At 65.0% G+C, this 22144-nt stretch carries 17 protein-coding genes; 7 read left to right on the top strand and 10 right to left on the bottom strand.

Translation table 11 applies throughout. The features are described from left to right. The first annotated feature begins 196 nt into the window (after positions 1–196). On the top strand, positions 197–538 hold the full coding sequence (locus GTA51_RS11575) for an FmdB family zinc ribbon protein (RefSeq protein ID WP_160961259.1): 342 nt from the start codon (positions 197–199) through the stop codon (positions 536–538). Between the two features lie 211 nt (positions 539–749). Here GTA51_RS11575 and GTA51_RS11570 read toward each other — a convergent pair whose 3' ends face one another. The 3 genes from GTA51_RS11570 to sfsA all read right to left on the bottom strand — a co-directional run bounded on the left by GTA51_RS11570 (position 750) and on the right by sfsA (position 4786). Further along, a complete protein-coding gene (locus GTA51_RS11570) occupies positions 750–1520 on the bottom strand; it encodes a hypothetical protein (protein ID WP_160961258.1) in 771 nt (256 codons plus the stop codon). A 5-nt stretch (positions 1521–1525) separates the two neighbouring features. Continuing rightward, positions 1526–3943 carry a Lon protease family protein gene (locus GTA51_RS11565; protein WP_160961256.1) on the bottom strand — a complete coding sequence of 806 codons (2418 nt, stop codon included), beginning with the start codon at positions 3941–3943 and terminating at the stop codon, positions 1526–1528. A gap of 105 nt (positions 3944–4048) precedes the next feature. Next, a complete protein-coding gene (sfsA, locus tag GTA51_RS11560) occupies positions 4049–4786 on the bottom strand; it encodes a DNA/RNA nuclease SfsA (protein WP_160961255.1) in 738 nt (245 codons plus the stop codon). Between the two features lie 91 nt (positions 4787–4877). On the opposite strand from sfsA, the gene GTA51_RS11555 reads away from it, so the two are divergent. The 4 genes from GTA51_RS11555 (at position 4878) to GTA51_RS11540 (ending at position 9738) form a co-directional block, all read left to right on the top strand. Further along, a complete protein-coding gene (locus GTA51_RS11555; protein WP_160961253.1) occupies positions 4878–6056 on the top strand; it encodes a pyridoxal phosphate-dependent aminotransferase in 1179 nt (392 codons plus the stop codon). 68 nt (positions 6057–6124) lie between these two features. Beyond that, positions 6125–7573 (top strand): ATP-binding protein, encoded by a 1449-nt coding sequence (locus GTA51_RS11550; protein ID WP_160961251.1) that lies wholly within the window; start codon positions 6125–6127, stop codon positions 7571–7573. 76 nt (positions 7574–7649) lie between these two features. Beyond that, positions 7650–9023 carry a sigma-54-dependent transcriptional regulator gene (locus GTA51_RS11545; protein ID WP_160961250.1) on the top strand — a complete coding sequence of 458 codons (1374 nt, stop codon included), beginning with the start codon at positions 7650–7652 and terminating at the stop codon, positions 9021–9023. A 115-nt stretch (positions 9024–9138) separates the two neighbouring features. Continuing rightward, a complete protein-coding gene (locus tag GTA51_RS11540) occupies positions 9139–9738 on the top strand; it encodes a peptidoglycan-binding protein (RefSeq protein ID WP_160961248.1) in 600 nt (199 codons plus the stop codon). Between the two features lie 213 nt (positions 9739–9951). On the opposite strand, the gene GTA51_RS11535 is transcribed toward GTA51_RS11540, so the two are convergent. Next, on the bottom strand, positions 9952–12876 hold the full coding sequence (locus GTA51_RS11535; RefSeq protein ID WP_160961246.1) for a DEAD/DEAH box helicase: 2925 nt from the start codon (positions 12874–12876) through the stop codon (positions 9952–9954). A gap of 166 nt (positions 12877–13042) precedes the next feature. Between GTA51_RS11535 and GTA51_RS11530 the strand changes: the two genes are divergently transcribed. Beyond that, on the top strand, positions 13043–14662 hold the full coding sequence (locus GTA51_RS11530; protein WP_160961245.1) for a sensor domain-containing diguanylate cyclase: 1620 nt from the start codon (positions 13043–13045) through the stop codon (positions 14660–14662). 81 nt (positions 14663–14743) lie between these two features. On the opposite strand, the gene GTA51_RS21250 is transcribed toward GTA51_RS11530, so the two are convergent. The 4 genes from GTA51_RS21250 to GTA51_RS11510 all read right to left on the bottom strand — a co-directional run bounded on the left by GTA51_RS21250 (position 14744) and on the right by GTA51_RS11510 (position 19343). Then, positions 14744–16969: a hypothetical protein gene (locus tag GTA51_RS21250; RefSeq protein ID WP_160961243.1), complete on the bottom strand. Its 2226-nt coding sequence runs from the start codon at positions 16967–16969 to the stop codon at positions 14744–14746. An 84-nt stretch (positions 16970–17053) separates the two neighbouring features. Next, positions 17054–17443: a cytochrome c3 family protein gene (locus tag GTA51_RS11520; RefSeq protein WP_160961241.1), complete on the bottom strand. Its 390-nt coding sequence runs from the start codon at positions 17441–17443 to the stop codon at positions 17054–17056. Positions 17444–17562: 119 nt separating this feature from the next. After that, positions 17563–18264: a precorrin-3B C(17)-methyltransferase gene (gene cobJ, locus GTA51_RS11515; RefSeq protein ID WP_246198104.1), complete on the bottom strand. Its 702-nt coding sequence runs from the start codon at positions 18262–18264 to the stop codon at positions 17563–17565. A gap of 44 nt (positions 18265–18308) precedes the next feature. Continuing rightward, positions 18309–19343: a cobalt-precorrin 5A hydrolase gene (locus tag GTA51_RS11510; protein ID WP_160961238.1), complete on the bottom strand. Its 1035-nt coding sequence runs from the start codon at positions 19341–19343 to the stop codon at positions 18309–18311. A gap of 98 nt (positions 19344–19441) precedes the next feature. On the opposite strand from GTA51_RS11510, the gene GTA51_RS11505 reads away from it, so the two are divergent. Then, positions 19442–19876 carry a hypothetical protein gene (locus GTA51_RS11505; protein ID WP_160961236.1) on the top strand — a complete coding sequence of 145 codons (435 nt, stop codon included), beginning with the start codon at positions 19442–19444 and terminating at the stop codon, positions 19874–19876. Positions 19877–20029: 153 nt separating this feature from the next. Here GTA51_RS11505 and GTA51_RS11500 read toward each other — a convergent pair whose 3' ends face one another. Further along, positions 20030–20443, bottom strand: a complete 414-nt coding sequence (locus GTA51_RS11500; protein ID WP_160961235.1) for a lysozyme inhibitor LprI family protein — start codon at positions 20441–20443, stop codon at positions 20030–20032. 27 nt (positions 20444–20470) lie between these two features. Beyond that, complete coding sequence (locus GTA51_RS11495) at positions 20471–21952, bottom strand: sensor histidine kinase (protein WP_160961233.1); 1482 nt, start codon at positions 21950–21952, stop codon at positions 20471–20473. Between the last annotated feature and the right edge of the window lie 192 nt (positions 21953–22144).

The following is a 22144-nucleotide window of genomic DNA, read 5'->3' as shown; positions in this document are numbered from 1 at the left end:
AAGCGATCTGTTTTTTTTCGTGCCGCCCCGCCCTTGACTCGAGAACACAACCGCTTACATTCTTTGGCGCTCGATCATACCGAGTGCTGCCGGAATTATCGCGGCGGCTCTTTGCCGGCCCTTGACAAACCGGGGCCGAAGGTGGACTGGTTTCGGCCGGATTTTACGGTCGCAAGCCTTGTTTTGGGAGAGGATCATGCCCATCTACGAATACAAATGTACCAAGTGTGGCAAGGAATTTGAAGTGCTCCAGCGCAGCTACGACGTCGACGAAGCGCCTTGTGAGTATTGCGGCGCGCCCGGCAAGCGCTTCATGTCCAACACGTCCTTCGTGCTCAAGGGCACGGGCTGGTACGTCACAGACTACAAAGCCAACGGCGGCTGCAGCGCCTCAGGCGGCGGCGAGGGCGGCTGCTCCAAGCCAGCCGATGCCCCGGCAGCTGACGCTGCCCCTGCCGCCTCACCCTGTTCGTCCGGCACCTGCGCATCCTGCCCCAGCGCCAGTGCAAGCGCTTCTGCCAGTTCCGACGCCAGCTAGGCGTCGCCCTGGCGACGCCTGAAGAAAGGCAGAAGATGCCTCCGGCGGCCAAAGGGGTGGCCCCTTTGGAATCCCTCCTGAAAGGCAAGGGGTTACGGGGGGAACGGCGGTGCCCTTCTCCCCTTGAAATACTTCTCCCACCCAGGGGGTCCGGGGGGGATGATCCCCCCCGGCCGCCGGAGGCATTCTTCGTCTTTGCCTCTCTCCGCCGTCAGGCGCGCAGGCGCGCCCGCCAGGTATCGACGATCTCTTTTTCACGCCGGGCCGGTTCGCTGGCCGGGTTTGTCTCGCAGGCCTTGGCTGCAGCTTCGGCCGCCTGCTGCATCCAGCCGCCTTCACGCAGGCTGCGCGAGGCCATGACGTACATGGACTCCGGCGCGGTACCGTAAATGCCCCGGAGCAGCTCCCGGTAGCTCTGGCTGAACACCTCGCGCACGATCTCGTTGCGCTTAAACAGAAACCGCGCCAGCCAGTGGTTTTCCCCCTGGTCCGACAGGTACATGGGAAACAGCTTGCGGCACTCGCCGAAAAGAAACCGGATGCGACGGATTTCGCGCTGCATGCTCTCGGTGGTCTGCATGAGCAGCTGGAACAGTTCCCGGCTGATGATGAGATCCTGCTCCGGCAGCTCGCGCTCCTGCATGGAACGAAACCAGGGGGCGTAGTTTTGCTGCTGGTAGGCGTCTTCCTTGAGCTTCATGGATTCGTGGAAGATGTAGCCGATGCACCAGTCGAGAAACTGTCCCACCGGGCTTGAGGTGCCGCCCTCGCGAAAGAGATGGTGCGCCGTGTCTTTCAAGCGCCACAGCAGGCCCTTGTTCATCTCTTCGCCCAGCAGATCGCGCAGATCCTCAAAGACCACCCGGCCCGAACGGTCGAACTCCTGAAAGAGCTTCTCCAGCGTCTCCACCGACAGGCAGTAGTCCCGCAGCAGGTCGCGGCTGAACTCCTCGCGCTTTTCGTCAAACCAGGTGCTCGACATACTGCTTACCCCTGTCCGGCCTGGGAAACGAAACCGCTCATGGGGGCCAGACGGGCCAGACGGGCCAGACGCTCGTCCACCAGGGCATAGAGGCTGCCGGTGGGGAATTTGCCGTCGTCGCCCTGCTTGCCCACCGGCAGGCCGGTCAGGATTTCCATGGCTTCCTCGATGGTGGTCACCGGGTGGATGTGGAACTGCCCGGCGGCCACGGCAGCGGTCACCTCATCATCAAGCATGAGGTTGACCACGTTGTCGGCCGGCAAAACCACGCCCTGCTCGCCGGTCAGGCCCCGGCGGCGGCAGACCGCGAAAAAGCCGCGAATCTTTTCGTTGAGCCCGCCAACGGCCAGGATGGCCCCGGACTGGGACACGGCCCCGGTCATGGCGTAACAAAGCTTGAGCGGCCTTTCGGCCAGGGCCGACAGCAGGGCCGCCAACTCGGCCCCGGAGGCTGAATCGCCTTCCACGGCGGCGTAGTTTTGCTCGAAACACAGCGACCCGGTCATGACCAGCGGTTTATCCTGGGCAAAGCGGCCGATCAGGTAGCTTTTTAAAATCATCATGCCCTTGGTATGGATGGGGCCGCCAAGCTCGGCCTCGCGCTCAAGGTCGAGGATGCCGCCGTGGCCAACGCCCACGGTACAGGCAATCTGGTGCGGCAAACCAAAGGCGTAGTCGCCAAACATGCGCACGGACAGGCCGTTGGCCCGACCGACCGCCTCGCCGCAGGTGGCTACCTTGATCATCTGCCGGTCGTATTCTTCGAGATATTCCTCCTCGAAGAGATTGACCCGGAATTCGCGCGCCTTGCGGGCCAGGGCCAGATGGTCGGCAGCGACAAGCGGCGCGCCGGCGCGCCGGGCCAAAGCGTCGGCCTCGATCATCACTTCCCGGGCCATGGGGATTTTGAGCGACAACCGGCTCTGGTCCTCGGCCGCCACCGAGGCGTATTCCACCAAGCCGGCCAGGGCCGAGCGGTCAAAGGGCAGCAGTCCGGCGTCGCGGATGGCCCGGGCGGCCAGGGTCAGGTAGATGACCACGTTGTCCGGGGTGCGCGGCATGGTTTCCTGGAGATGGGCCTTGAGCTTGAACAGCTTGCCGAACCGCTCGTCGTTATACAGCAGCAGCTCATAGGCCTCGTCCGGCCCGACCAGCACCACTTTGAGATCCAGCGGCACGGGTTCGGGCTCGATGGTGCGGGTGCGCACATGTTCGCCGCCCTCGGCCGGATCTTCCACCCGGGCCTGGCCCGAGCGCAAGGCCCGCAGCAGACTGTCCCAGGCTCCGGGGTTGGCCGAAAGGTCGTCCACCCGGATAATCAGGAAGCCGCCGTTGGCCCGATGCAGGGAGCCGGCCTTTATGAGCGTGAAATCGGTATAGAGCGCGCCCATTTCCGATTCGCGCTCGATGCAGCCCATGAGGTTGAAATAGGTCGGGTGGTCCTCGACGATGACCGGCGCGCCCGAGAGCTGGCCGTTGTCCACAAAGAGGTTGGCCTCGTAGCGATAGAACACGTCATCGGGATAGCCCGGCTCGCCGTGGGGCGAGACCGGGGCGGCCGGCACGGTCGGAGGCATAAACGCATCGAGATTTTCCAGCATGTCGGTGCGCATGGCGGTCAGGAACTGCTCGATGGCCGGGAAGGCGGCGCGCAGTTCGGCGAACTGGGCCAGCTGGGCGTCGCAGACTTCGCCGGCGGTGGCCCGCTCCAGATCTTTTTCCCGGTCGCGGTAGCCGCGCTCTTCCTTGGACAGCCGGCGCAGGGCCGAGCCCATTTCTTCCAGCAGCCGGTCGCCCTTGGCTTTGAGGGTCTTTTTGAGTTCCGGCTCCAGGCGTTCGAACTCCTCGTCGCTCACCACCTTGCCTTCAAGGAGTGGGTAGAGGGTAAAGGCTCCCTGGTCGTCGATAAACAGGCTGTAGCCCTCGCCCTTGGCCCGTTCTTCCATCTCTTCGAGCATGGTTTCGCGGTCGGCGTTGTAGCCGCGCATAAGCGTCTGTTTTTCGGCCAGATACGCTTCGCGCTCGAACCGGGCCGGAATTTCCTCGCGGATATCGGCCACGGCCTTGGCCAGGGCGGTTTTAAAGCCGCGCCCCTGGCCGGGCGGCAGCGAGATGGCGCGCGGCCGGTCCGGGTCGTCGAAATTGTGGACATACAGCCAGTCCGGCGGGGTGGGGCCGGCCTTGGCCGCCGGATCAAGGAAGCTGCGGGCGAAATGGGTACGGCCCATGTAGGGTTCGCCGGCCAGATAGATGTTGTATTCCCGGCCGCCGATGGTGAGCGCCAGGGTGAGGGCGGCATGGGCGCGGGGTTGGGTCCGGGCCAGGGCCGTGGGATCGTCGGGGATGTCGCGGCTGTCGTCAAAGGGCAGGGAAGCCGGGTCACAGCAGGCGCGCAAGTCCTTGGGGGTCAGGTGTCTGATCATGGATTCCGTCTGGGAAAGGCGTTTGGGGGATTAGGCCGCACAAGCTGGCCACCCCCATAGATAGGGCCTTCCGGTCCGTTTGTCATCCATGCCCGGACGGCCTTTTCACAGCGGGGCCAGGGGCAGGCGCCCGCCCAGGATGATGCCGGTCGGCGTGGCCGCGGCCCGATAGGGCAGCACCAGCACCCCGGCGGCCAAAGCCTCGGCCAAAAGTGCTGCGTACTCGGGATCGATGACCGCCGCCGGGGCGAAGCAGTCGCCGTCCGGGCGCTGGATGCAATAAAAGATGGCGGCTTTGTCGATTCCTTCCCGGGCCAGCCGGGTCAGTTCAACCAGATGCTTGCGGCCGCGCTCGGTGGCGGCGTCGGGAAACATGGCCGCCCCATCCTCCACCATCGTGACGTTTTTGCATTCCACAAAGCACCGCCCGGCCGGGCCGGTCAGCAAAAAATCCAGCCGGCCGCCGCCAAAAGGTGGTTCCGGGCGCACCGCGTCATAGCCGGCCAGCTCCGGGAAGGCCCCGGCCAGGGCACCCAGGCGAAAGAGCCGGTTGGGGGTGAGTGTATTGACCCCGACCCAGAACGCGCCCCGAAAATCCGGCAACCGCACCATTTCCAGGGTGTAGGGCAACCGGCGCTTGGGATTGTCCGACACGGACAGGGCGATGGTCGCACCGGGTCGCAACAGCCCCAGCATGGAGCCGGTGTTGTTGGCATGGGCCGTAATCGGGCCGGCGTCGGTTTCGGCGTCGATTAAAAACCGCTTATAACGCCGCACGAACCGCGCCAGGACCAGCTCCCCGGCCAGGGGCAGGCAGACCCGCCCGATTGTCGTTTCCGTCATGATTTACCTTTTTGCAATTCTGCTCTAGAGTACTTGGCGGCCGCATCTCGCGGCACCCCGTCGTCAAACCCCAAGACAAGGATTTCGGGCCATGCGCACCGCGCTTCGTATGCGTCTCGTCGCCCCGTCCGCCACCCTCGGCATGGCCGCCAAGGCCGCCGATCTGCGCCGTCAGGGCAAGGCCATTCTCGATCTGTCTGCCGGCGAACCGGATTTCAATACGCCGCAACACATCAAGGACGCTGCCAAAAAAGCCATTGACGACAATTTCACCCGCTACACCCCGGTCCCCGGCATCCCCACCCTGCGGGAAGCCGTCACCGGCTATTATAAAAAACTCTACGGCGTGCCCATCCCCAAAGAGGCCGTCATCGCCACCAACGGCGGCAAACAGGCCCTGTACAACCTGTTTCTGGCAGTGCTCAACCCCGGCGACGAAGTCCTGGTGCCGTCCCCGTACTGGGTGAGCTACCCGGACATGATCCGGCTGGCCGGGGCCGAACCCGTGCCGGTACCGAGCCGGCTGGCCAATGGCTTTTTGGTGTCTGTCGAGGATCTCGACCGGGCCGCCACCCCGGCCACCCGCGCCCTGGTCCTCAATTCGCCGTCCAACCCCACCGGGGCGCATTACACCGCCGCCGAGCTTGACGCCATCGTGGATTGGGCCGTTTCCCGCGACATCTATATCGTCTCGGATGAAATCTATGACCGGCTCGTGTACGATCCGGCCAAGCCCGCTTCCATGGCCGCCAGCTTTGCCATCCACCCCGACAACGTGGCCGTGGTCGGCGGCCTGGCCAAAAGCTTTGCCATGACCGGCTGGCGCATGGGCTACTGCGTGGCCCATCCTGACGTCATCCGGGCCATGACCACCCTGCAAAGCCAGTCCACCTCCAATATCTGCTCCATCGTGCAAAAGGCCGCCATCGCCGCCCTGACCGGCCCGCTGGAGTGCGTCGAAGAGATGCGGCAAGCCTTTGCCCGGCGTCGCGACCTGTGCCTGTCCATCATAAAGACCTGGGATCGGGCCGTGTGCCCCACCCCGGCCGGGGCGTTCTACCTGTTTCCCAGCCTGTCGGAATATTACACCGCTGCCGTGCCCAATTCCACGGTCCTGTCCGAAGCGCTATTGACCGAAGCCGGCGTTGCCACCGTGCCCGGCGTGGCCTTTGGCGAGGACCGGTGCGTGCGCCTGTCCTATGCCACCAGCGACGAAACCCTGGAAAAAGCCCTGACCGCCATGGGCGCATTCCTGAAAAAGCTCTCCTAACGTTTCCAACCCGCGCCCCGGTCCGGCTGCCGCCACAGGCCGCCGGACCGGACCCGGGAAGGCCCTTCGTGAAAAAACCCCTGCGCGATCACGCCGACCAGTCCCTGGGCTTCGTCAAATTCCTGTCCTGGAGTTCGCTGGCCCTTATTCTCCTGGTCAATCTGTTCCTGTCCATTTTCCTGTCCAACTACGCCCGCCAGGACGTGCTGGCCAAGCAGAAGGAATTCGCCCTGCTCCTGGCCGAAAACCTCAACCACCAGATTTATCAGCGGTTTACCCTGCCAACCGTCATCGGCTTTGGCCGGGTGGAACTGTCCCAGCCGGCCCAGTACGACCGCCTGGACAAGACCGTGCTCTCCACCATCCACAGCTTCCATGTCAGTGAAGTGCGCATCTACGACCACGACAAGCGCGTGTCCTACGCCACGGACAAAGAGTTGGTGGGCCAGTCCGGCTACGCCGGCACGGCCATCCTCGAAGCCCTGGAACAGGGCACGTCGAGCTTCCAGGTGGTGACCCGGGCCGGCATGCTCGGCGGCATCTTCGATTTCACGCCCCAACCCGACACCGTGACGCTCAAAACCATCTACCCCCTGCGCACGGAACGCTCGCTGATCCCGGGCAATCCCCAGGGCTTTATCATGGGTGCCCTGGAATTCACCCAGGACATCACCGGCGATTACCAGAAAGTCGTGGATTTCCAGCGCATCATCATCGTGACGTCGCTACTCTCCTCGCTGCTCCTGTTCGTCTTGTTGCGCGTCATCATCAGCCGGGCCGGCCGCATCAACGCCCAGCGCATCGCCGACCGCGAACGCCTGGAGCGCGAACTGCAACAGCAGGAAAAACTGGCCGGCATGGGCCGCATGGTGGCCGGCATCGCCCACGAAATCCGCAATCCGCTGGGCATCATCCGCTCCACGGCGGAACTGCTGCTCAAACGCGGCAAGGACGCCGATCCGGTCAACATCCGGCTGCTCTCGGCCATTTTCGACGAATCCAAGCGCCTGTCCAAGACCGTGGGCGATTTTCTGGATTACGCCCGGCCCAAGGCCCCGCGCCAGGACGAGGTGGATCTGGCTGTCATCTACGATCAGGCTTTGACCTTTCTCGAAGCCAAGTGCGAGGAGCTTGGGGTGGTGGTGGTGCGCGACTACACCCCGGGACTCTGTGTTCGCGGCGATAAGGATCTGCTCTATCGGGCCATCTACAACGTGCTGTCCAACGCCATGGAATCCCTGGCCGAAGACAAGGAGAAAAAGCGCGAGCCGGTCATCACCGTGGGTGGCACCATGACCGAGGACGAGGTCGTGCTGGCCATCACCGACACCGGCCCCGGCTTTGGCCCGGACAACAAGGACCGCGCCCTGGACCCCTTTTTCACCACCAAGGACGCCGGCACGGGCCTGGGGCTGGCTATCGTGCGCAATATCGTTGAGAGCCACAAGGCAACGCTCGCCCTGGACAATGCCCCGGATTCCGGTGCCCGCGTCACCATGACCTTCCCGGCGGCCTGAACCTGCGCTACACTGCCGCCACGACCGCCGCGTTTCGCGGCGCATCACCCGCCCACCTCATGCCGGATACAAACACATGCCAAGCCAGATACTGATTCTCGACGACGAAAAAAACTACCTGCTCATCCTTGATGCCATGCTCGGCGACGCCGGCTATGCCGTAACGCCCCTGGACGACCCCGAGACCGGTTTGGCCTTTCTCGATGAGTCCGAAGTGGACGTGGTCATCACCGACATGAAGATGCCCAAGTTCACGGGGCAGCAGGTGCTTGAACACGTCAAACGCAACTACCCCTACATCCCGGTCATCATCATGACCGCCTTTGGCAGCATCGAAGGCGCGGTGGAAGCCATGCGCATCGGGGCTTTTGACTATATTGCCAAGCCCTTTGCCAACGACGAGTTGCTGCTCACCGTCGAAAAAGCCAGCCGGTTCGCCGCAGCCCAGCGCGAGAACATGCTGCTGCGCCAGTCCCTGGAGGATCGGTTCTCCAGCGAACACATCATCGGCCGGGGCAAGGCCATGCAGCGGGTGCTGGAGATGATCGGCAAGGCCGCGCCCACCCGCTCGACCGTGCTGATTACCGGCGAATCCGGCACCGGCAAGGAACTGCTGGCCAAGGCCATTCACTATGCCTCGCCGCGTAAAAACGCCCCGTTTGTGTCCGTCAACTGCATGGCCCTGGCTTCGGGCGTGCTCGAATCGGAACTGTTCGGCCACGAAAAAGGCTCGTTTACCGGGGCGGTGGCCCGAAAGCGCGGCCGGTTCGAGATGGCCCACGAGGGCACCATCTTTCTGGACGAAATTGGTGAGTTGTCGCCGGAATTACAGGTGAAGCTGTTGCGCGTGATCCAGGAGCGCAAGTTCGAGCGGGTGGGCGGTTCCGACTCCATCGAGGTGGACATCCGCATCCTGGCCGCCACCAACCGCAATCTGGCCGAGGCCGTGGCCGGGGGCTCGTTTCGCGAAGACCTCTATTACCGCTTAAACGTGGTCCACATCCAGACCCCGCCGCTGCGCGAGCGCCGCGAGGACATCCCCATCCTCGCCGCCCACTTCCTCAGCCGCTACTCCGGGGAAAACGACAAGAAGTTCCGGGGGTTTTCCCCGGAATCCATGGATTATCTGACGGCCTACGAATGGCCGGGCAACGTGCGCCAATTGCAAAACGTGGTGGAACGCTGCGTGGTGCTCTCAGCCAGCGACATGGTGCAGGTGGAGGATCTGCCCAGCGAAATCCGCGACGAGGAAAGCCAGTACAAATCCGCCGTGGACCTGCTGCCGGTGACCATCAACTTAAACGACACGCTGGAGAAAATCGAAGCCGCGCTCATTCGCCGGGCCTTGGCCCGCACCAACTTCGTCCAGGTGAAAGCGGCCGAGATGCTGGGCATTTCCAAGAGCTTGTTGCAGTACAAGCTCAAAAAATACAAGCTGACCGGGCATTAAGCGAAAAGGCCCCCGGCGGGTGGACTGCCGTGCCGGTGGCTTGACGAAAACGCTTGGGCATGGACTCATCAGGGTGTGGGAGTATCGTAAAACCCACAATCGCAAGGAGAGTCCCATGGCGCGAGTGATCCCTTACAACGCGGATCTGGCCGACGCGTACCGCAACCTGTTCGCCGCAGCGACCCTTCGGCCCGAGCGGGCCGGGGAAGTGGCCCGGATGGCCAGGCGTCTGGCCGAGCCGGTCCGGGCCAACCGCTACCGGACCGTGGCCGACCGGATCGGCGCACCCTGGTTTGTCGTCGGCATCCTCCACGCCCTGGAAGCGAGCCTGGATTTTGGCCGCCACCTGCACAACGGCGATCCGCTCTCGGCCCGCACCGTCCGGGTGCCCAAGGCTCGCCCCCTAAACGGTAATCCGCCTTTTGCCTGGGAGGACAGCGCCGTAGATGCGTTGCTCCTGTCCGGTCTTGACGCCTGGGACGACTGGAGTGTGGCCGGGGTGGCCTATATCCTGGAGCGTTACAACGGGTTCGGCTACCGCCGTCGCACGCCGCCTGTTCCCAGTCCCTATCTGTGGAGTTTCACCACGGTGTATGTATCGGGCAAATATGTGGCCGACCATACCTGGTCCGATACGGCAGTGAGCAAGCAATGCGGCGGCATGGCCTTGCTGCTGGCCCTTCGCGACGCCGGGGAGATCAACGTGGCGGATTGATGCAAGCAGCGGGCGTCCAGGCGGCTGGTGCCGCACAGCCTGCAAACCATTTTGGCCAAAGGGTGAAACCCTTTGGCCGCCAAATAACGATGATTTTCGTCAGGCGCCCTCTCTGCTGCCCCGCTCCCCAGACACCCCGCTCGCCAGTCAACGCCAAGACCCCGCAACACCTTCTTCCCGTTGGGGGGGCCTCTTTTCTTCTCAATGACGCGATTACGCCCACTCGACCGGCAGGCGAACAATCTTGCCGGCCTTATTGGTAAACAGCAGATAGCCGTTGTCGCGACCAAAGAGGTAGAGGTCGCGGGTGACGGCCACGTCTTGTTTGCAATAGGTGGTGATTTCGTCGAGACGCCCTTCTTTCCACCAGGTGAGCGCATCCAGGCCGGAGGCGGATTTCTGCGTGCCAAGCGTTGCCTTGGCCAGCCCGTCCAGGGACAGGCGGTAGCCCAGGCGGGCGTGGACGCGTTCCAGGATGTCCAGGGTGGGCAGCGTGCGGTGGTTGAGTGGTGCGGCACCGTCCAGCACTTTGTAGTCGAAGCGCAGGATATTAAAGCCCACGATCAGATCAAGGTGGGCCAGCGCTTCGTAGAGGGCGGGCAGTTCGTCCTGGCTGTAGGGGATGAACTCGTCGGTGCCCGAGTCGTAGAGTACGGCCACGGAGATGCCCATTTTGTGGGCGTTGCCCCAGCCACCCACGTCGGCGGCGGCGCGGCGGGTTTCGACATCCAGGACGCCGAACCGGGCCGGGGCCTTGCCCTTGGGGCGGGAAGTGGCCTGTGGTTCGTTGGCTTGTGGTTGTTCGTTGCAGTCGGGCCGACACGGTTCGGTTTCGGGGAGTTTTCCGGACATGAGCAACTCCAGGAGGTAGCGGGCGGCAATCTTGTCGATGGGACGGTTGCCGGAGCCGCATTTGGGGGAATGCACGCACGACGGACAGCCGGTTTCACAGGGGCAGCCGGCCACGGCGGCCAGGGTGCGGGTGAGCGCTTCGCCTGCCCGGGAAAAGGCCAGACGGGTCAACCCCACGCCGCCGGGCGCGCCGTCGTAGACAAAGACGCAGGCCCGCCCGACTTGCGGATGCAGCGGCGTGGAAATGCCGCCGAGGTCGTTGCGGTCGGTGAGGACGAGCAGCGGCAAAATGCCGATCATGGCATGTTCCATGGCATGGATGGCCCCCATGAAATGGAACAGGCGTTTGTCCAGTTCGGCCTGGACGGCTTGGGGGATGACCCACCACAGGCCTTCGGTCTCAAAGATCATGGGCGGCAGATCAAGGGGCACGATGGTGAGGAGTTGGCCGCCCCGGGTGCTGCGGCGCTCGTAGCCGGTGACGGTTTCGGTGACGCGCAGCCGGCCGAGAAAGACGGGCACGCCGTGCACGCTCCCTTCGCCGAGGACTTCCAGGATGTCGGTGGTCTTTTGGCCGCGCGCCCGGGTGTAGTAGTCGGCCTTGCCCGGGATAACGACCACCCGGCGTTCGGGGATGTCCAGGGATTTAACCAGATAGGACACGCCCCGGTGGATGTAGACCGCGCCGGGGTGGGTTTCTTTGTAGGCCCGCAGCTCATCAATCTGGCCGATGACGGCACCGCCGGCCTCGATGGTAAACTGGCCGCCCGAGCCGCGCAGATTGACGTCGCGGTGGGGGCGTTTGCGGGCGGCGAAATAGCGTGTGCCGTCCTTGTCGCGCAGGAGCAGGCCCCTGGCCGCGAGGCTTTCGGCCTCGCGGCGGATGGCCGGATCGGCCAGATAGGGTTCGGTCAGCAGGATAGGCAGCTCGGCGGCGGCGCATTCCAGGTGTTTGGCGGCGATGACCGGATTGGCCGGGTTAATGACGGCCGATTCCGGCGGGCGGTCAAAAAACTCGGCCGGATGGCGCATGAAATACTGATCCAGGGCGTCTTCGCCGGCAATAAGGGCCACGGCGGATTCGCGTCCGGCCCGGCCCACCCGGCCGCCGCGCTGCCAGGCGGACATGACCGAGCCGGGATAGCCGCACAGGATGCACAGATCCAGGCCCCCGATGTCGATGCCCAGTTCCAGGGCCGAGGTGGAGACGACGCCGAGGAGCTTACCCGAGGCCATGGCCGCTTCGATGTCGCGGCGTTCCTGGGGCAGAAACCCGGAGCGGTAGGCCGAGACGCGCGAAGCATACGGCCCGGCCTTTTCGCGAATCCACAGGCTGATCAGCTCGGTCATCTTGCGCGACTGGGTGTACACGATGGTGCGCAGCCCCCGGCGCAGGGCGGCGGCGAGCAGCATGACGGCGGTTGTGGCGGCAGACTGCTCGGGATTGATAAACAGGAAATGGCGGGCAGCGGTGGGCGCGCCGGACTCGGTGACGGTTTCTACGGGCAAACCGGTCAGATCCGTGGCCAGCTCGCCGGGATTGCCGATGGTGGCCGAGGAAAAGACAAAGGACGGTTGGCTGCCGAAACGCCGGCACACGCGGCCCAGGCGGCGAAAGACGTGGGCCATGTGCGAACCCATGACCCCCCGGTAGGTGTGCATTTCGTCCACGACCACGTGGGTGAGGCCGGCAAAAAGCGTGCTCCAGTTGTCATGGCCGGGCAGCAGCGAGAGATGGAGCATTTCCGGGTTGGTGATGAGGATATGCGGCGGATTGTCCCGGATTTTGCGGCGAAAGTGGGCGGTGGTGTCGCCGTCGTAGATGGCGACGGTTGGCCGGGCCGATTCGGGCAGGCCGGCCGTCAGTTCGTTGATGGCTTTGAGCTGATCCTGGGCCAGGGCCTTTAAGGGATACAGGAAAATGGCCCGTGAATCGGGATTTTTGATGATTTCTTCCAGGACCGGCAGCAGATAGGTCAACGTTTTGCCGCTGGCGGTGGGGGTGGCCACGGCCACGTGGCGTCCGGCCCGGGTCAGGTCGGTGGCCCGGGCCTGATGGGCATAGAGCCGGCCGATGCCGCGCCCGGCCAGCAGGCCGGCCACAGGGCGGGGGAAAGGGCGCATGGGGTCGGCATAGACGGCCGGGGCGGCCGGCAGGATGCGGTGGTGGACCACCAGATGCCCCAGGCGTTTGGAATCGATAAGCGCCGCCACGTAGGCGGCGATGGTGCATTCGTCGGGGGCGGCTGCGTCGGGCAGTGGGGAAGTGTCGTCGTTGGGCGGCATGGTGGTATCACGGCTTCTCTGGTGGGATGGTCATGGTCTAAAAAAAGGCTTTGTGCAAGGTGGCCGCATTGCCGGGCCAAATTGTTTCGCGTAAAGGAGCAGACCTTATGCACACTGTACGTTCCTGCCTCGTCTGTGGGAATGGCAACCAATGTCAGGGCGGCGGATGCGACTGAAACAACTGAAACAATCGTTTGGGCTTGATACGTTGCGCGGGTTGTTGCGTTTTTACACCGTGCTGCTTGTCTCGCTGCCGCTGGTGCTGGCGGCGGGATTTTTTTTCTTTTTCCAACGCGGCCAGGTGATCGAAAACGAACTAAACGGGCTGCGGGAGTCGCTGGCCAAGGAACGCAGCGTGGTGCGGTCGTGGATTGGTGAACGCTTTGCCGACGCCCAGTATCTGGCCCGGCTGGAGTCCACGCAATTAAACGATTTTACTGCCATGAACCGCGATTTCGCCATCTACAAGCTGACGCACGCTCCTGTATCAGCCGTGGTGTACGTGACGCCTGAGGGCTATACGGCCGTGGATTCGGATGGTTCGCCGAGCGTCTACGTGGGTGACCGTGAATATTTTCATGAGGCCAAGGCCGGCCGTGAGGTCTTGGTTTCCGGGATTTTGGGCCGCACCTCAGGCAAATTCATCTGTATTTTTTCCTCGCCGGTCACCCGCCCGGACGGAAGCTTTGGCGGCTTGATCTTCCTGTCGGTGCAGCTCGACGTGCTCGATGTCTGGTTGCGCGAGGCGACCGCCGGGCCGGATGGCGGCGTCATGCTGTGCGACAACGCGGGGCGCATCCTGGCCCCGAGTGCGGCAGTGGCCGCTGGCGGGGGGCCGCTGACCGCCCTGGTCTCGCAGCCTGTCCTGGCGGCGGGCGAGGCAGGGGCGCTCTACCGCGACGCAGCCGGCCGGGAGATGCTTGGGGCAGCTGTTACCCTGGACCGGGGCGGCTGGAAGCTCGTGCGCGAGGAGCCGGTGTCCCTGGCACTGGCCGGCTACCGCAACCAGGCCATGTGGGTGGCCCTTGGCACGTTGGCCACCATCTGCATTGCCTCGCCGTTGGTGCTGCGGTTGTGCCGCAGTCTGGAAGAGCCGTTGGAAACGCTGGCCGGCTATGCCCGGGAGTTGCGCTCCAAGGGCTACGGGGAAACCTGCTCCCTGGCCGCGCCGCAGCGTATGCCCCGGGAGATTCACGATCTTTTTGACGCCTTCTCCGACATGGCCTGCCAGATGCGGGGGCATATCGACGCCATCGAGCGGTTGAGTATTCAGGACGCCTTGACGGGCTTGAACAATCGCCGCTTTCTTTTTTCCGGGGGGCTTAAGCTCCTCAGCGCCGCCCTGCGGGCCGGGCAGCCCTGCGCCTGTCTCATGCTTGACGTCGACCATTTCAAGCGGGTCAACGACACCTTCGGCCATCAGGCCGGGGATCAGGTGTTGGCCCATCTGGGGCGGCTGCTGGCTGGCGCGGTGCGCAAATCCGATTTGGCGGCCCGGTATGGCGGCGAGGAATTTGCGGTGCTGTTAATCGGCGCCGGTCTGGCCGAGGGTTTGGAACTGGCCGAGCGTATTCGCCGGGCCATGGCCGAGCAGCCGAGTCCGGCCGGTGAGCGGACCCTGGCCGTGACGGTGAGCGTGGGGGTTGCCGAGGTGCGGCGTTCGCAGGCGTTTGGCGAGGCCGATCTGGACGATCTGCTGGCCCGGGCCGATGCAGCCCTGTATGCGGCCAAGGCGGCCGGCCGCAATCGGGTGGTGGCGGAGCAGGCTGTCCCGCCAGCGGCCTGACGCTCGCGGTGCCCCTCCTTGCTCCCTTGCCTTCCAGGAGGGATTCCAAAGGGGCCAGCCCTTTGGAATCCCAAGGCCTCTTTACTCTTCCTCGCTGAAATCTTTTAATAAAGCAGCAATTTCTTCACGGATGACGGCCGCTGCCGCCTGGGGCACGGTGCGTTCCATGCTGGCGGTCAGCTCGGCCCGCAGGGTGTCAAGGGCGGCGTCGCAGTCGGCTCTGGTCAGCCGGGTGTCCAGTCCGGCCAGGGCCTTTTGGGCGGCGGCGTCGGCCTTGGCGGCCAGAGCGGCCGCTTCCTGGAGCGCTGTGGGGTCCAGGGCATCGGAGAGCAGCGTCTCGCGCAGTTTGGCACCCAGGGCGTCGGGGTCGATGCGGTTGGCTTCCAGGGCGTCCAGGCGGCTGGACAGCGGTTCGCTTAAGCTTGCAGCCTCGGCGCGGGCGGCGTCGACAGCGACTTTCAGGCGGTCGTCAAGGCCCACGGCCAGATCGTCGGCCAGGGATTGGCGCAGAATCTGGGCCAGGGCTTCGGGATCGACGCGGTCGGCTTCCAGGGCGTCCAGGCGGCTGGCCAGCGGTTCAAGTGCCGCGCCGGCAGTCTGCCGGGCGGCCTCGGCCACGGCGTCCAGGCGGGCTTCGAGGCTGGACGTCAGGTCATCGGCCAGGGTCTGGCGCAGGCTGTCCAGGGCCTCGGACAGGCTCTGGGGCGAGACGAAATCGGTGGGCGCGGGCAATTCCCGGCGCAACTCGGCGATTGTGGTCTCCATGGACCGGGTGAAGTCGTCAAACTGGCTCTGGCGGTCCTGATTGCTCGCTTCCAGCCGGGCCAGGGCTTCGCGCAGGCCTTCCAGGGCGTTGGTCAGGTCATCGGGGCGCACCAGTTCGCTTGGGGCGGGAAGTTCGCTGCGCAGGGCGTCGCGGTGGGCGGCCAGGGCGGCGTGGAGTTCGTCCATAAGGCCGGCTTTGAGGTCGTCCAGGTCCGGGGCAACGGGCTGGCTGGCAAGCAAGGCTTCAAACCGGGCGGCCAGGGAGTCTTCCAGCCGGTCGGCCAGGGCCTGGGCCAGGGCGTCCTCGCTGGGGGCCTGGGGCAGCGCGTCGAAGCGCTGGCCGAGGCTGGCGGCGGCGGCTTCCAGGGCGTCCAGGCGGGCGAGCAGGGCTTTGTCCGGGGCGGCTGGTGTCTCGGCGGCGGCGGACGGGGCCTTGGAAGAATCGATGAGTGTGTCGAGGGCGCCCAGATCGATGCCACCGACTGAGGGGCCGGCATCGGACTTGGCTGTGCCGGCGGCGGCCATGGCGGCCAGGGGAATGGCGGCAGCGGCCAGGACACCGGCGGCAGCGGCCAGGGGCGGCATTGTCGGATGGGCCTCGTCGGAGGGCGCGACCAAGGCGGCCGTGTCGGCCATGTCGGCCATGTCGGGTGCTTCGGCCACGTCAGGCTGGCCGGCCGGTTCGGCTTCGTCAGGAAGCGCGGCCAGCTCGGGCAACGGGGCATCGGGCAGTTCGCCGAGCAGATCGGCCATGGCGGCGTCGCTGGCCGCTTCGTCCGATTCGGGCAGCAGGGCGTCAAGGTCGGCGTCGGAAATGTCTTTGCCCGGGCTGTCGTCCCCGCTGGTCAGCAAGGCGGCGAGATCGGCCGCGGCCTGCGGGCTTGGCGGCTGGCTGTCCTCGAAATCAAGGGCATCGTCGGCCAGGGCGTCTGCGACCGCAGCGGTTGCGGCAGCGGGTTTTTCTTCCAGGTCGCCAAAGTCGAAGGCATCCAAACTGTCTGCCGCGTCTTGGGCTTTGGGGGTGTCGTCGGGCACCAGATCATCGAAACCCAACTCGGAAATATCCATGGTGTCATCGGCAACGGCAGGGGCCGCGGCCTCGGCCGGAGGGGCCGGCTGGATGTCGTCGAAGCCGAGGTCCGGGAGGCTGTCTCCTGCGGGCGTGTCGTCGGCGATATCGAGGCCCAGGCCGGAAAGATCCATGATGTCGTCATCGGCGTCGGCCAGGGCCGGTTTGGCGTCGGTGACGTCGGCGCCGTCTGCGTCGGCGACTTCGAAGCCGGCCAGATCGAACAGATCGTCGGTGTCTTCGTCGGCGTCGGCAGTGGCTGCGGCGGGCGTGGCCTTGGCGGCCGGTGCGGCTTTGGCAGGCATGGGTTCGGCGTCGCCGAAGAGGTCGTCGAGCTCTTGTTCAAAGCTCATATCCACGCCGTCGTCGGCGGCAGCACCGGCAGCGCCGCCTGCGGCAGAGCCTTCTTCCACGAGGTCGGTGAGATCGATGATGTCGTCGTCGCTGTCGGGAAGGGGCTTGTCGGTCGCCATGTGCAATACCTCGGCCGATTTGGCGGTCATGCAGAGAAGCGAGGCCGGGGGGATAGGCACCCGGCCTCGCGGCGTTGATGAAAGTTAAGCGCCTTCCTTCTTGGGATGGCACTCAGGGCACTTGGTGGGGCCCTTGGTTTCCTTCTTGTGGCAGCCAACGCAGCTCTTCTCGCTCTTCATGTCATGGAAGGCACGGTAGAACGACTTGTCGCTGGTCTTGTCCTTGGGGTCGAGGCTGTCATGGCAGCCGGCCGAGGAGCACTTCTGGGTGGCTTCGCCTTTGTGGTGGCAGACTTTGCAGTCAACCTTGGCGTGGCCTTTGTGGGAAAACTTCACCGGAGACTGGGTGGCGGTCATGCCCTCAGGGGCCTTGACGACACCGTCAGCCGGCGCGTCCACGGCCTGGACCATGGGCAGTCCCACAAAACCCACCAACGCAGCGCACATCACACACGATAACAACGCTTTTTTCATCCCTCACGCCTCCTTCCAAGAATAATTTATCACTTAGAGGGTGTACGGCCAGCCAGGACAGGCTGTCAAGGTGCAATGCCCGGAAAAGACGGGAGATTGCTCACCACAACAGTCGGAAATTACTGTCCCAGGGCGTATTTGCCGGCGTAGCCGCGCGGGGTCAGGATGCGCCCGGCGGCCAGACGGCTGGCGCTGTTGCCGACGATAACCAGGGTGAGCATGTCGGCCCAGGCCGCATCGGCGGCGGCCAGAGGGGTGATGCGTATCTCCTGGTTTGGGCGATAGGCGTTTTTGACCATGCCCACCGGGGTGTCTGGGTGGCGATGGCGGGCGGCGCAGGCGAAAGCGGCGGCCAGATATCCCGAGCGTTTGCGGGAGCGGGGATTATAGATGGCAACCACGAAATCGGCCGCAAAAGCGGCTTCCAGGCGGCGTTCGATGACAGGCAGGGGGGTGAGCAGATCCGACAGGCTGACAACCGCGAAATCGTGGGTCAGCGGCGCACCCAGGAGTGCCGCTGCAGCGCACACGGCCGGGATGCCCGGCACCACGGAAAAGGCAATGCGGTCGGCAAGCCCCAAGGCTTCGAGCATTTCCAGGGCCAGCCCGGCCATGCCGTAGACCCCGGCATCGCCGCTGGAGACCAGCACCACGCGTTTGCCGGCGGCTGCCGCTTCCAGGGCGGCCCGGCAGCGGGCCACTTCGCCGGTCATGCCGGTTGCGGCCACGGTTTTGCCGGCCAGCAGCTGCGCCGGCACAAGTTCAATATAGGCGGTGTAGCCGGCCACGACCTCGGCGGCGGCAAGGGCCGCCTCGGCCATGGGGGCAAGCAGGACGGGGTCGCCGGGGCCAAGCCCCACTACAGTCAGCGCGCCAGGGCAATGGCCGTTGTGGAGAAGCCGGTCCGCGTCTTGGGGGCGAGCAGCCTGCCCCCGCCTGTCGCCAGTATCGCTGCCGCTTCGCATACGCTGCCCACTCCCATATGTTTGGCCACCACCGCCGAGGGGTGGGGCACGCTGACGCCGGCCAACTGGTCGGCCCGATAGAAAACAAGGTCCACGCCAAGGGTCCGGGCCGCTTCCAGCAGGCCGATCTCGTCGCGTTTGGCCTCGATGCTGGCCAGGGCAGTGATGCTGGCCTGGGCCAGCCCGCGCTCCCGGCAGACATGGCTGATAAGGGCCAGGATGTCGGCGGCCGGCGTGCCCCGGCGGCAGCCAACGCCGGCAATGAGCGTCTTGGGGCGCAGATACAGCCGGGTCGGGGTCAGCGGGCCGACGCGCCAGTCAACGACCACCAGGGGGGTGTCGTCCGGGATCTGGTCCGGGCCGGCCACCCAGGCAAAATGCCGGGCGGCCGTGGCCCCGCCGGGGGTAAAAAGCCCCAACGGATCAAAGACGGCCACGGGTTCGCCGGCAGCCAGGGCAGCGTTGACCCGGCGGGTGGCCAGGGGATTGTCCAGCGGCAGCCCCAGTTCGCGGGCCAGCAGTTCGATGGCCGGGGCGTTGGCGGCGTCGGTGGCGGTGGTGACCACCGGGGTCGCGCCGACGATGGCCGCCGCCTGCCCGGCCAGGGCGTTGGCCCCGCCCAGATGGCCGGAGAGCAGGCTTACCGCGAAGCGCCCGGCGTCGTCCAGGCAGACCACGGCCGGATCGCTGGCCTTGTCGCGGATGTGCGGGGCAATGGCCCGCACGGCGATGCCGCAGGCGCAGATAAAAATGTGGGCGCGGCAGTGGTGAAAGGTCGTTGCCACGAGTTCGGCCAGGGAGGCAAAGGGGGTGGCGTCTGGAGTTGCCAGCCGGGCCGGGGCGTAGAGGCGGCCGCCCAGGGCAGTGGTGAGTTGCCGGCCCAGGCGCAGGCCTTTTTCGGTGACGGCGTAGACGGCGGTGTCGGGAATAGTCATGAGGCAAGGAGCATAGATTATTTTGTCCCGGGACTAAAGAAGCGATGGGCAGGGGCCGATAAGAGAAATGAAAAGGTGTAAACCTTGAGGAGCGGGCCATGATTGATGCGGTGGACAGCGGCGGTTTCGGCGTCCTTGGGCTGTATGCAGCCCGGGCTCCGGTCGTGCCCGAACCGCCGGACAGCCCGCCGGTCACCAGCTCCGCAGCCGAGCCGGCCGGCACGACCCAGGACGCGTCGTCGGTGCTGGCTCAGGGGAGCGGCCCCTTGCCGGCGGCCGATCCCGGTGCGGACGGTTCGGCCACTCCTGGCCGCGATTTCGGCGACAGCGCCCAGGGCCAAGCCCGGCAGACGGCTGTTTTGACCGCCCTGGTCGCCACTTCCGGTGCGGCCAGGGGTGGCGCAGCCGCAGCGTCTCCGGCTGCCTCCCCCCAGGCAACCCCGGCCACCCGGGCGCTTCGGGCCTACGGCCGGGCCGGGACATCGGTGCCGGCCGGCAGTGCCAGCGGCATCATGGTGGCCCGGCGGACCTGACGCCGCGCCAGAACACCACCGCTGTCCGGCCGACGCAGCCACAATGCCAGCATCTTTAGTGTCGTTGCGGGTTTCCGGCCAGGCCCGGGGCTTTGCCGTGCGGCGCTGCCAGTTGGCAGTTGCGTTGCGCTGTCTCACCGCAGGGGCGCACGCCTACCGCACCGGGTAGCTGCCGACGCAGGCATCCCCTTCGGGAATGCCGTCACGCCAGAGCATTAAATCCGCCGTGCGCCGTTTGGTCAGCGCAGCCAAGGCATTGCACCAGCAAAGGTTGAAGATCGAGCCGTATTCCGACGTGTCTTGCGCCGGATAGCGCGCCCCCATTTCGGCGTCGCGGAAGGCGACCCAGGCCCGCTGGGCGGCCTTGAGCTTGTCGATGAAAAGTCTGTCCCCGGCGTTTTTCTTGAGGATCGCCGCGTACACGGCGTTCAGTTCAGCGTCGGCCTGCTTGGCCACGCCGCAGGCGGTCGCGTTTAGTTCCATCTGGGACTGGGCCAAGACTGGGATCACCGGGGCGATCAAGGCCACGACCAGGGCGACGAGCGCCAAAGGCAGGCATTTGCGCATGGGGTTCCCCTTCGGCGGCAGGCTTTTCTATTTGAGGATACCTGCCCGGACAGCGACGGTTTTCTCCGGCGTGCGGGGCTTGGGAAACGCCACCGTGACGGTGGTGCCTTTCTGCTCCGAAGTGGCCATGGCGATTTTGGCGCCGTGGATTTGCGCGATGAGCTTGGCCCCGTAGGCCCCAAGGCCGGTGCCGTCCTTTTTGCCGGCAGTGGCGAATTTGGCGAAAAAGCGGTCCCGAATCGTTGCCGGCACTACCCCGGCATTGTGCACGGCCACATCCAGGGTCCGGCCTTCGGTCAGGGCCACGGTGGCTTTGGCTCCGGCCGGTGAGGCTTCCAGGGCGTTTTTGATCAGATTGGACAGCATGGTATAAAGAAGCATTTCTTCGCCGCGCACCGCGAAAACGTCGTCCTCGGCCCTGGCCCGGCCCCGTACCGTCACCTCCAGGCTCAAATCAGTCGCTTCGATGACCCCGCGCAATTCCCCGGCGATGTTGTCCAAAATGGGCAGCAGATCCACGGACTGGGGCGAAAGCTCGTAGACGCCGCGCTCCATGCGGTAGAGATCAAGGGACTGGTTGATCATATGGAGCATGCGGTAGCCGGCGTGCTGCATGAGGCTTAACATGTCGTTTTGCCGCTCGGTCAGGTTGCCGTCGCGGCGCAGGAGCTGGGGCAGGGTCAAGACGGCGGTCAGCGGCGATTTAAGGTCGTGGCGGGTCATGCGTTCCACGTCCTCGCGCAGGCGTTCGGCCTTTTTGCGGTCCGTGACGTCAACAATGGTGTAGCCTAAGATGTCGGCAAAATGGGTGGCGAACTCCGAACCTTTCTCGCTGGTGTAGCGGTCGGGGTTGGAGTCGAAAAAACTGAGGATGCCGACGAGCTTTTGCGGACCGAATTTGTCGCGCAGCGGATAGATAAAGCACGAGCCCAAAAGCAGCACCTTGCGCTCCGCACAAAACCCCGGGCCGAAAAAAAAACCCGGATCGGGCACGGCTTTGATCGATCCCATAAACGGCCCCGGACCGGTGGCCTTGGGCATAAGCGCAGCCAGTCCCTTGCGCAGCGCGGTCGCTTCGGCCAGGCGCGCCCCGGGTGGCTCGAAGGGGGCGTATTCGCCGGCGTCCAGGAGCAGGCTCACAGCCCGCAGCCCGAACAGTTCCTTGATGCGGTCCAGTACGGCCGGCAAATCCTCGTGGCTGCGCATAAGCTCAACCACCCGGATAGCCTTGCGAAATTTTTCAAAGGCCGTGAACGACCCCTCAAAGCGATCCACCACGGTCTTGAGCTTGGCTTGCAAATCCACACATTGTTTGCGGTTGCGTTCGGTTTCCTTGCGACTGTCCAGGATCTCGGCCTGGGCCAGGGCGGTGGTGTTGGCCCGCATTTTGACCGCCCGGCGCAACTCGGCCATGGTTTTTTTAAACCGATAGGAGTTGTGGTCGGCAAAGGCCTCTTCCAAGGCGAGCAAGCGTTCCTGGATGTCGGGAAAATCGTATGAATCAGCCATGGAAGGGATCAGCGCCGGCCGCAGGACAGGCGGTACAGGGGGTTGTCCGGCCCACACCCGCAAGCGCCGCCACAGCCCGCAAGCGGGCAGCGTGACGGGCACATGGCACACCTCCGGCACCGGTCAAAAAGGCCGGGCTGGTCGGGACGGGGACGATACGCGACATGAAAGGCTCCCTGGAAGGAGCGGAGG

The organism is Solidesulfovibrio aerotolerans (assembly GCF_009856865.1).
Lineage (GTDB): Bacteria > Desulfobacterota > Desulfovibrionia > Desulfovibrionales > Desulfovibrionaceae > Solidesulfovibrio > Solidesulfovibrio aerotolerans.
Note: the sequence above shows the minus strand (reverse complement) of the source record. Positions and strands in the feature narration are given on the sequence as shown.

Bases quoted from the DNA above. Each gene is read 5' to 3' on its own strand.
- GTA51_RS11575 (WP_160961259.1), top strand. From the start codon at position 197: ATGCCCATCTACGAATACAAATGTACCAAGTGTGGCAAGGAATTTGAA.
- GTA51_RS11570 (WP_160961258.1), bottom strand. From the start codon at position 1,520: ATGTCGAGCACCTGGTTTGACGAAAAGCGCGAGGAGTTCAGCCGCGAC.
- GTA51_RS11565 (WP_160961256.1), bottom strand. From the start codon at position 3,943: ATGATCAGACACCTGACCCCCAAGGACTTGCGCGCCTGCTGTGACCCG.
- sfsA (WP_160961255.1), bottom strand. From the start codon at position 4,786: ATGACGGAAACGACAATCGGGCGGGTCTGCCTGCCCCTGGCCGGGGAG.
- GTA51_RS11555 (WP_160961253.1), top strand. From the start codon at position 4,878: ATGCGCACCGCGCTTCGTATGCGTCTCGTCGCCCCGTCCGCCACCCTC.
- GTA51_RS11545 (WP_160961250.1), top strand. From the start codon at position 7,650: ATGCCAAGCCAGATACTGATTCTCGACGACGAAAAAAACTACCTGCTC.
- GTA51_RS11540 (WP_160961248.1), top strand. From the start codon at position 9,139: ATGGCGCGAGTGATCCCTTACAACGCGGATCTGGCCGACGCGTACCGC.
- GTA51_RS11535 (WP_160961246.1), bottom strand. From the start codon at position 12,876: ATGCCGCCCAACGACGACACTTCCCCACTGCCCGACGCAGCCGCCCCC.
- GTA51_RS11530 (WP_160961245.1), top strand. From the start codon at position 13,043: ATGCGACTGAAACAACTGAAACAATCGTTTGGGCTTGATACGTTGCGC.
- GTA51_RS21250 (WP_160961243.1), bottom strand. From the start codon at position 16,969: ATGGCGACCGACAAGCCCCTTCCCGACAGCGACGACGACATCATCGAT.
- GTA51_RS11520 (WP_160961241.1), bottom strand. From the start codon at position 17,443: ATGAAAAAAGCGTTGTTATCGTGTGTGATGTGCGCTGCGTTGGTGGGT.
- cobJ (WP_246198104.1), bottom strand. From the start codon at position 18,264: ATGGCCGAGGCGGCCCTTGCCGCCGCCGAGGTCGTGGCCGGCTACACC.
- GTA51_RS11510 (WP_160961238.1), bottom strand. From the start codon at position 19,343: ATGACTATTCCCGACACCGCCGTCTACGCCGTCACCGAAAAAGGCCTG.
- GTA51_RS11505 (WP_160961236.1), top strand. From the start codon at position 19,442: ATGATTGATGCGGTGGACAGCGGCGGTTTCGGCGTCCTTGGGCTGTAT.
- GTA51_RS11500 (WP_160961235.1), bottom strand. From the start codon at position 20,443: ATGCGCAAATGCCTGCCTTTGGCGCTCGTCGCCCTGGTCGTGGCCTTG.
- GTA51_RS11495 (WP_160961233.1), bottom strand. From the start codon at position 21,952: ATGGCTGATTCATACGATTTTCCCGACATCCAGGAACGCTTGCTCGCC.